Consider the following 8,511-nt stretch of genomic DNA (forward strand, 5'->3'; position numbering starts at 1 on the left):
CCGATGACGACGACCGCCATCACCAACATCGCCAGCCTGGTCACCAACGACCCCTCCCTGCGCGCGGATTCCCCCCTGGGCCTGATCCGGGACGCGGCCGTCGTCATCGAGGGCGACCGGGTCGTCTGGACCGGTGAGTCAAGCAAAGCACCCGCCACTGACAACGCCGTCGACGCGGGCGGCCGGGCGGCGATCCCCGGCTTCGTCGACTCCCACTCCCACCTCCTGTTCGCGGGCGACCGCACCGAGGAGTTCAACGCCCGGATGTCCGGCCGCGCCTACAGCGCGGGCGGCATCAGGACCACGGTCACCGCCACCCGCGCCGCCACCGACGACGAACTCTCCGCAAACGTCGCCCGCTACCTCGCCGAGGGCCTGCGCCAGGGCACCACCACCTTCGAGACCAAGTCCGGCTACGGCCTCACCGTCGAGGACGAGGCCCGCGCCCTGCGCATCGCAGCCCAGCAAACCGAAGAGGTCACCTACCTCGGCGCCCACATCGTCTCCCCGGACTACGCCGACGACCCGGCCGGCTATGTCGATCTGGTCACCGGGGCGATGCTCGACGCCTGTGCCCCGTACGCCCGTTGGGTCGACGTCTTCTGCGAGAAGGGCGCCTTCGACGGCGACCAGGCCCGCGCGATCCTGACCGCGGGCATCGCGAAGGGCCTGCACCCCCGCGTCCACGCCAACCAGCTCGGCCACGGCCCCGGCGTCCAGCTCGCCGTCGAACTCGACGCCGCCTCCGCCGACCACTGCACCCACCTCACCGACGCGGACATCGACGCCCTGGCCCAGGGCAACACCGTCGCCACCCTGCTTCCGGGCGCCGAGTTCTCCACCCGTGCCACCTGGCCCGACGCCCGCCGCATCCTCGACGCGGGCGCCACCGTCGCGCTCTCCACCGACTGCAACCCGGGCTCGTCGTTCACGTCCTCCATGCCCTTCTGCATCGCCCTCGCCGTACGCGACATGGGCATGACCCCGGACGAGGCCCTCTGGTCCGCCACCGCGGGCGGCGCCGCGGCCCTGCGCCGTACGGACATCGGCCGCATCGCCCCCGGCGCCCGCGCCGATCTGGTGCTCCTGGACGCGCCCAGCCACGTCCACCTGGCCTACCGGCCGGGCGTGCCGCTGGTCCACGCGGTCTGGCGGCGCGGCGAACGCGTCGCCTGAACCGGTACGCCGACGGAGACCGGTGACACGCCCTCACACATGCGGAAGGACCCGCCCGCTGTTCCGGGCAGGTCCTTCCGCAAGGGGCTCACGACGCGACGCGCGGGTGCTCCGCGGGCGTGCGGGGTGCCCGTTCACTCCTCCAGCGTCAGGCCCTTCCGGAGCTTGACCAGCGTGCGGGAGAGCAGCCGCGACACATGCATCTGGGAGATGCCCAGTTCCTCACCGATCTCCGACTGCGTCATGTTGGCGACGAACCGGAGAGAGAGGATCGTGCGGTCCCGGCCCGGCAGCGAGGCGATCAGCGGCTTCAGGGACTCGACGTACTCGATGCCTTCGAGCCCGTGGTCCTCGTAGCCGATCCGGTCCGCCAGCGCGCCTTCGTGGTCGTCCTCCTCGGGCTTGGCGTCCAGCGAACTCGCGGTGTACGCGTTGCTCGCGGCCATGCCCTCGACGACCTCGTCGTTGGTGATGCCGAGGCGGTCGGCGAGCTCGTCCACGGTGGGTGAACGATCCAGCTGCTGGGCGAGCTCGTCGCCCGCCTTGGCCAGGTCGAGCCGCAACTCCTGAAGTCGGCGCGGGACGCGCACGGACCAACTGGTGTCGCGGAAGAAGCGCTTGATCTCGCCGATGATGGTCGGCATCGCGAACGTCGGGAACTCCACGCCCCGGCTGAGCTCGAAGCGGTCGATCGCCTTGATCAGGCCGATGGTGCCGACCTGGATGATGTCCTCCATCGGCTCGCTGCGGGAGCGGAACCGGGAAGCGGCGAACTTGACCAGGGCCAGGTTCAGTTCGACGAGCGTGTTGCGTACGTACGAGTACTCGTGGGTGCCCTCTTCGAGGGATTCGAGCCGTTCGAAGAGGGTCTTCGACAGAGCCCTGGCGTCCAGGGCCCCCACTTCGTCGTAGGGCGGGATCTCGGGAAGTCCTTCGAGACCGTCGGTGATGCCGTGGCCGTCGACCGTGCCGACGGCGGTGCTGCTGATCGTGCTGGTGGGGGTGGTGCTGATCGTGGTGCCAGCACTGGTGTCGCTGGTGCGCGTGCCGTTTCCGGCGTTCGCGGCAGGGGAGTCTGAGTGGGTCGGTCCCTGAGGACATACTGACGTCGCGTCGTGGGTACGCGGTTCGTCGAGCCGGGGTGACATGGTCTCCTCCATCGTTCTCGGCATATGGCTGCCGATGCCCATACGTGTTCCTGCGGTGAAGCGGCGCCTCCGAAGCCGGCCGTGTTTTGGGTGTCCCCCTACCCTTACCCGGTCCGGACAGGCAGTTACAAGCGCCAAATGTTGCTATATGTCCGGTTTGTTGAGGTCTTCGGCTACCACGTGGCGTACGGAACGCGTACTGTTTCAAGAACGTCAGCGACGGCTACAACGAATCTGCGCACGCGGAGATGCAGGCAGTGACGCAGGCAGTGACGACGAAGAGGGACGGGCATGGACCGCGGGACGGTCGGCAGTGCGAACCGGGGTCGGCTTCACGTCGAGGCCCGAACCGAGGGGCGCAGCGAGGTCGTGACGCCGGTGGGTGAGCTGGATCACCACACGGCGGATCTGCTGCGAGAACCCCTGGAGAGCGCGGTCGAGCAAGGGCGAGTACGCCTGGTGGTCGACTGCTCGCGACTCGAATTCTGTGATTCCACCGGGCTCAATGTGCTGCTCGGTGCCCGCCTCAAGGCGGAGGCGGCCGGGGGAGGGGTCCATTTGGCCGGAATGCTGCCGGTGGTGGCGCGGGTCTTCGAGATCACCGGGGCCGAGGCGGTCTTCACCGTCCACGACTCCCTCGAAGCGGCCCTGGATACCTGATCGAGGCGCGTTTCGCGACCCCGGGGGCCTCATGTGTTGCCCGTGTCACGCGAGCCGCGTAGGCGAAGTGGGTGTTGTCGCGATTCGGCCGGGCAGAAGACACCGGGCGGAACCGTGAAAGAGCCGCTCACTTCGTATCTGTTCGTGTACCTGTACTTGTAACTGTTCAATGGCGACATGGTGAATCGGTGAGGTGAAGCGCTGATGAGCACCACCCGGCAGCATCCGCCGGGCGACCTCGGCCGCGAGCCGGAGGGCGCCGGCACGGGCGCGGACGCGGGCGCCGGTGCGGCCTCCCCCGAGCCGGTCGAGCGGCAGTGGCGCACGTTGTCGCTGCGGGGAGTCGGCGGCATCGTGCCGACGGCCCGCGACTTCGCCCGTCAGGCGCTTCACGACTGGGGCTGGCTCCCCGCGACGAGCGCCGACGGACGGGCCGCCGCCGAGGACGTCCTGCTGGTCGTTTCCGAGCTGGTCACCAACGCCTGTCTGCACGCGGACGGCCCCGAGGAGCTGCGTATCGCCTGCACGGCGAAGGTGCTGCGGGTGGAGGTCGTCGACTCGGGCGCGGGGCAGCCCGCGCCGCGCACCCCGCACCGGGCCGGCCGGCCCGGTGGGCACGGCATGTTCATCGTGCAGCGGCTCTGCCTGGACTGGGGGGTCCTGCGGGTGACGGGCCGAGCCGGCAAGACGGTCTGGGCGGAGCTGGCGGCCCCGGCGTAGTCCCGCGCCCGGGCTTCGTGTCATTCCACGTCCGGGCTCCGCGTGGTCCCGCGTACGGGCTTCGCGTGGTCCCGCGTCCGGGCTTCACGTAGTCCCGTGCCCGGGTTCCGTGTAGTCCCACGCCCGGGCTTCACGAGTTCCCTGTCCGGGCTCGGTGGTGGTTCCGCGTCAGTTCCCGGGGGCGTGCGGCCCCGTATATGCACCACTGAAGAGCGCGCCGGATCGGCGCGCTCTTTGTCTTCCCTCCACAAGGCCTCGGGCGTACCTTGAGCGCCCGATCTGATGTGTCGTCAGTTAAGTGGTGAGGGGAACTCAAGGTGTCCTACCAGAAGCGAACAGCTCTCGCGCTGGCGTCCGCGCTGGCGGGCGCGGTGGTGCTGATGGCCGCGCCCGCCGCCCACGCCACGGTCGTGGACGTCAACTACCAGTGCAAGACCCCGATCGGCGACAAGGGCGCCGTGTCTCCCATCGACATCAAGAGCGTCAAGAGCGGCAGCGGCTACAAGCTCACGATGTCCTTCCAGAAGGGCGTCTCGTCCAGCCCGGTCGAACTCGGCAAGGGTGCGATGAAGCCCAGCGCGGTCATCAACGTGGGAGGTGCCGACCAGGGCCGGGTCCAGGTCTCCGGTGCGCCGAACTCCGCGGCCATACCCGCCAACACCCCCATCAAGATCAGTGACCTGTCGGGTACGTACACCCCGAAGAAGAGCGGCAAGGTCGACTTCACCGCCGGCGTGCTCACCATCAAGGCGCTCGGTACGACCACGACCTGTACCCCCTCCAACAACCCGGGGCCGTCGCTCCAGCTCGACGTGACGGCCGCGGGCAACGGGCAGAGCGCCCCGGACAACGGCGGGCAGCTGCCGAAGACCGGCCCGCTCGACTCGGCGGTGGCGCTCGGCACGCTCGGCGGCACGGTGCTGCTGGCCGGTGCGGCCGGGGTGCTCTGGCTGACCAGGCGCGGGCAGGGGGCCCTGGGCCGGTAGGGCGTCAGGGTGCTTCTTCCGGACCGGCCGGACCCGGAAGACGCCCCAGTCCACGAGCCGGCCGCCGTCACGCACCAGGGAGCCGCCCATGCCGTCGCCGCCCGGTCACGCCGCCCGACTCGCTTTCGTCGGGCGACTCGCCCTTGCCGTACTGCTGTTCACCTTCGCCCTGACCCCGGTGGCCGGAGCCGAGGCCCGGACGCCGACACCCGCGAGTTCCGCGTCGTGGACGGCGCAGCCCGCGGTGAGCGGTTCCGGTACGGGCGGCGGCAGACCGTACTTCTATCTGGAGGGCCCGCCCGGCACCGTCCTCCAGGACCGGCTCTCCGTCATCAACCCCGGTTCGGCCCCGGTCACCGTACGGCTGCGCGGGGCGGACGCGTACAACGCGGGGGACGGCGGCTTCGCGGTACGCGACGGCAGGGGCTCCACCGGGACCGGAGCCTGGCTGCGGACCGCCGCCGCCGAGGTGACCGTGCCGGCCCGGACCCGCGCCGAGGTGCCGTTCTCCGTCACGGTGCCGACGGGCGCGACGCCCGGCGACCACCCCGGCGCCATCGTCGTACGGAGCGGCGACCGCTCGGTCGGTGTACGCATCCAGCTACGCGTCGGCGGGCCGACATTGGGCGCGCTCACCGTGGAGGACGTCACCGTGTCCGGGCGGACCATCCACTACACGCTGGTCAACCGCGGCAACACGGTCCTGGCTCCGCGGATCGCCGTCGACGCCCACGGGGCGTTCGGGCGGCGGCTGCTGCGGCGCGAGGCCCGCGCACTGCCGGTGGAGCTGCTGCCCGGACAGCGCGTCAGGCTCGGCGAACCGTGGCGGGACGCCCCGGCGCTCGACTCGGTGACCGTACGGCTGCGCGTCACGGCGGCCGACGGCGCGCACGGCGAGGCGACGGCCCGCGCGGTCTTCGTCCCGTGGGTTCCGGTGACCGGCGGCGCGCTGCTGCTCCTCGCGGCCGTCACCGCGTACGCCCACCGGCGCCGGCGCGCACGCATCCGAACACCGGACGGCGGCGACGGCGGCAGCAGCCTGCCCGGACAGTCCCCGGCAGACCAACAGCACTCCGAGAGCAGGCACTTGGTGAAGGCGGGAGCGGAATCGTGACTGGACAGGCCGGACCGGCAACACTCCGCGACGGCAGCCACCGGCGGACCGCCGCGCCGCTGCTCGCCGCGTTGCTCGGTGCACTGTTGCCCGCCCTGCTGATGCTCTGCGCGCCCGGCGCCGACGCGGTGGGGGCGACAGCCGCGGACGCGAAGCCCGTGGTCACCCTCTCGGAGCAGCAGGCGGGCAAGGGCGGCGAGATCACCGTCAAGGGCAGCGGCTGGCGTCCCAACACGCTCCTGATGATGCTGATCTGCGGACAGTCCACCCCGGACCGCGGGGTGATCGGCGGCACCAACTCCTGCGCCAATGCCGAGGGCCGCGCCGTCACGACCGGCGCCAAGGGCGAGTTCGGCAAGAAGATGCCGGTCGCCGAGCCGCCCGCGCCCTGCCCCTGCGTGGTGCATGTCGCCACCGTCACCGGGGAACAGGCCACCGCCGACGCCGTGTTCGTCGTCGCGGGCCACCCGGTCGCCGCGCTGCCGAAGGAGACCGAGGGCGGCAGGCTCGCGGTGCTGGCCACCACCCGGCTGGAGGGCGCCGGCGGAATCCTCACCTGGTTCGGCGCCCCGCCTTCCCGCCAACTCGTCTTCACCGTGGGCAACCTGGGGTCCGCTCCCGTCAAGGACCCGGTCTTCCGGGTCGGTACCGCCCACGGCGTCCTCGCCCCGCAGTGGGAGGAACGGCAGTGGCGCGGCACCATCGAGTCCGGCCGCAAGGCGCAGATCAAGCTGCCGGTCGAACTGAGCGCGGGCGCCCACGGCGACTACCAGGTCTCGCTGCAGTACGGCGGCAAGGTGCTGGCGGAGCAGCCGTGGGGGGTCGGCCGCCCCTGGGGCGTCACCCTCTTCTGGATCCTGCTGTGCGTCGTCGTGCCGGCCGCCGTGTTCCGGATCGGCATGGCGATCATCGACAAGGTACGGCCCCGCACCTCGCGCACCCCGGCCCGCACCAGGCGCCACCGCCCCCCGCAACCGGTCGGGGCGATGGCCCGGCTCCCGAAGCTGCGCCGCGCACCGGGGCCCGCCGGGAGCCCCGCGGCCCCGCCCCCACCCACCACCACGGCCGCCCTGCCGTGGTTCACACCGGATTCCGCACCGTCAGAGAACAGACCGACGACGAAGGGACATTCGTGAGGACGCAACGGAGGACGGTCGCGGCGGGAGTCGCGATGATGCTCGGCGGCGCGGGCATGCTGCTGGCCGCCAGTCCGGCCCAGGCCGCCGACACCTCGTACAAGACGGAGTGCATACCTCCGGCCATCTCCGGACTGCCGCCCGTGGAGGGCACCACCGTGGTGCGGTTGACCGCGCCCGCCGAGGCCAAGGTCGGGGACACCGTCGAGGTGGTGTGGAAGACGGTCGAGGCCGCTTCCAAGAACCCCGACGTGCTAGATCTGGACAAGGACACGGTCAAGCCGACCGGCACCCTCAAGGTGGGCGGCGCGGCCACGGGCACCCTGCAGATGGAAGGGCCGCGGCAGAATCCGCCGATCCCGAAGAACAGCGCCATGGTGCTGCCCGACATGAAGGGCACGCTGAAGCTGGAGAAGGCCGGTGAGATCACGCTGACGCCGGACGCGTACAACATCAACGTCTCCAAGCCGATCTCCACGGACACCAAGTGCAGCCCGAAGGAGACGGTGAAGACCGGCGCGACCATCAAGGTCACGGACGGCGGCGGAGCCACGACCGGGGGCGGTACGACCTCCGGTTCCACAGCGGGCGGTACGACAAGCGGCTCGACGAGCGGTTCCACCACTGCGGGCGGTACGACCTCCGGCTCAACGTCCGGTGGTACGACCTCCGGCTCCACCACCTCCGGATCCACGACCGCGGGCGGTACGACCTCCGGCTCCGGCGGCGGCCAGACCGACTTCCCGGGTAAGGAGGTCGCCGTCCACTTCGCCTGTACGTCCCCCGGACCGGCCGACATATCGTCCAAGGTGACGATCAACGCCAAGAAGAGCGGCGGGAGTTACGCGCTCACGGTCAAGACGGCCAAGGGCGTGATGGACAGCCCGGCCGCGCTGCCCGCCGGTGCGCTCAAGCCGTCCATGGACGTCGCCATCGGCGGCGCCGACAAGGGCTCGGTGAAGGTCACCGGACCTGCCAACGCCGAGCCGCTGGAGCAGGGCAAGCCCGTCGACCTCTCCGACATGACCGGCACGTACAAGCCGGGCGCGTCCGGGAAGTCCACGCTCAGCCCCGGCACCCTGACGATCGATGTCACGCTGGGCGCCTCGAAGATCAATATCCCGTGCAAGGTCAAGGGCTCGGTGACCCCGTCGCTGGAACTCGACACCACCGCCCAGCAGGGCGGCGCCTCCGGCTCCACGGCCTCGGGCTCCACGGGCACCGCCGGCTCCGCCGCCGGCGGCACGGACTCCGGCGGCGGACTGGCCGCGACCGGGGCCGAGGGCACCGGCACTCTGCGCGCACTCGGCCTGGTCGCGGGGACGGCGATCCTGCTGGGTGGCGCCGTGTTCACCTTCACCCCGTGGCGCAGGCTGCGCGGCACCAGGTGAGCTGAGCGCCGCACGGACGCACCGGACGGCTGCGGGATGGGCCGGACGTACGCGAACGGCTCGACGTACGGGAAGGGCTCGACGTACGGGAAGGGCTCGACGTACGGGAAGGGCTCGACGTACGGGAAGGGCCGGACGTACGCGAACGGCTCGACATTACGCGAAGGGCCGCCGCACACC

The 8,511-nt window shown here is 71.1% G+C and carries 8 protein-coding genes; 7 read left to right on the forward strand and 1 reads right to left on the reverse strand.

Features of this window, described 5'->3' with window-relative positions; all coding sequences use genetic code 11:
* Positions 1–3: 3 nt before the first annotated feature.
* On the forward strand, positions 4–1,176 hold the full coding sequence (gene hutI, locus ACFU8Q_RS16955; protein ID WP_384453924.1) for an imidazolonepropionase: 1,173 nt from the start codon (positions 4–6) through the stop codon (positions 1,174–1,176).
* 134 nt (positions 1,177–1,310) lie between these two features.
* Here the strand turns inward: hutI and ACFU8Q_RS16960 are convergent, their stop codons facing one another.
* On the reverse strand, positions 1,311–2,324 hold the full coding sequence (locus ACFU8Q_RS16960; RefSeq protein ID WP_384453954.1) for an RNA polymerase sigma factor SigF: 1,014 nt from the start codon (positions 2,322–2,324) through the stop codon (positions 1,311–1,313).
* A gap of 291 nt (positions 2,325–2,615) precedes the next feature.
* Here ACFU8Q_RS16960 and ACFU8Q_RS16965 point away from each other — a divergent pair, with 291 nt between their 5' ends.
* The 6 genes from ACFU8Q_RS16965 to ACFU8Q_RS16990 all read left to right on the forward strand — a co-directional run bounded on the left by ACFU8Q_RS16965 (position 2,616) and on the right by ACFU8Q_RS16990 (position 8,331).
* Entirely contained in the window at positions 2,616–2,984 is a 369-nt protein-coding gene (locus ACFU8Q_RS16965; RefSeq protein WP_384453927.1) for an STAS domain-containing protein, read from the forward strand.
* Positions 2,985–3,188: 204 nt separating this feature from the next.
* A complete protein-coding gene (locus tag ACFU8Q_RS16970; protein WP_384453931.1) occupies positions 3,189–3,704 on the forward strand; it encodes an ATP-binding protein in 516 nt (171 codons plus the stop codon).
* A gap of 317 nt (positions 3,705–4,021) precedes the next feature.
* Positions 4,022–4,690, forward strand: coding sequence for a peptidase (locus tag ACFU8Q_RS16975; protein WP_384453934.1), 669 nt, complete (start codon positions 4,022–4,024; stop codon positions 4,688–4,690).
* An 88-nt stretch (positions 4,691–4,778) separates the two neighbouring features.
* Positions 4,779–5,804: a hypothetical protein gene (locus tag ACFU8Q_RS16980; RefSeq protein ID WP_384453937.1), complete on the forward strand. Its 1,026-nt coding sequence runs from the start codon at positions 4,779–4,781 to the stop codon at positions 5,802–5,804.
* The gene (locus tag ACFU8Q_RS16985) at positions 5,801–6,940 is read left to right on the forward strand and encodes a hypothetical protein (protein WP_384453940.1); all 1,140 of its coding nucleotides are present in this window, start codon (positions 5,801–5,803) and stop codon (positions 6,938–6,940) included. Before ACFU8Q_RS16980 ends, ACFU8Q_RS16985 begins: the two co-directional genes overlap by 4 nt.
* Positions 6,941–6,975: 35 nt before the next feature.
* Positions 6,976–8,331, forward strand: coding sequence for a hypothetical protein (locus ACFU8Q_RS16990; RefSeq protein ID WP_384453957.1), 1,356 nt, complete (start codon positions 6,976–6,978; stop codon positions 8,329–8,331).
* Positions 8,332–8,511: the final 180 nt, after the last annotated feature.

The organism is Streptomyces sp. NPDC057543 (assembly GCF_042801895.1).
Taxonomy (GTDB): domain Bacteria; phylum Actinomycetota; class Actinomycetes; order Streptomycetales; family Streptomycetaceae; genus Streptomyces.

Bases quoted from the DNA above. Each gene is read 5' to 3' on its own strand.
- hutI (WP_384453924.1), top strand. From the start codon at position 4: ATGACGACGACCGCCATCACCAACATCGCCAGCCTGGTCACCAACGAC.
- ACFU8Q_RS16960 (WP_384453954.1), bottom strand. From the start codon at position 2,324: ATGTCACCCCGGCTCGACGAACCGCGTACCCACGACGCGACGTCAGTA.
- ACFU8Q_RS16965 (WP_384453927.1), top strand. From the start codon at position 2,616: ATGGACCGCGGGACGGTCGGCAGTGCGAACCGGGGTCGGCTTCACGTC.
- ACFU8Q_RS16970 (WP_384453931.1), top strand. From the start codon at position 3,189: ATGAGCACCACCCGGCAGCATCCGCCGGGCGACCTCGGCCGCGAGCCG.
- ACFU8Q_RS16980 (WP_384453937.1), top strand. From the start codon at position 4,779: ATGCCGTCGCCGCCCGGTCACGCCGCCCGACTCGCTTTCGTCGGGCGA.
- ACFU8Q_RS16990 (WP_384453957.1), top strand. From the start codon at position 6,976: ATGATGCTCGGCGGCGCGGGCATGCTGCTGGCCGCCAGTCCGGCCCAG.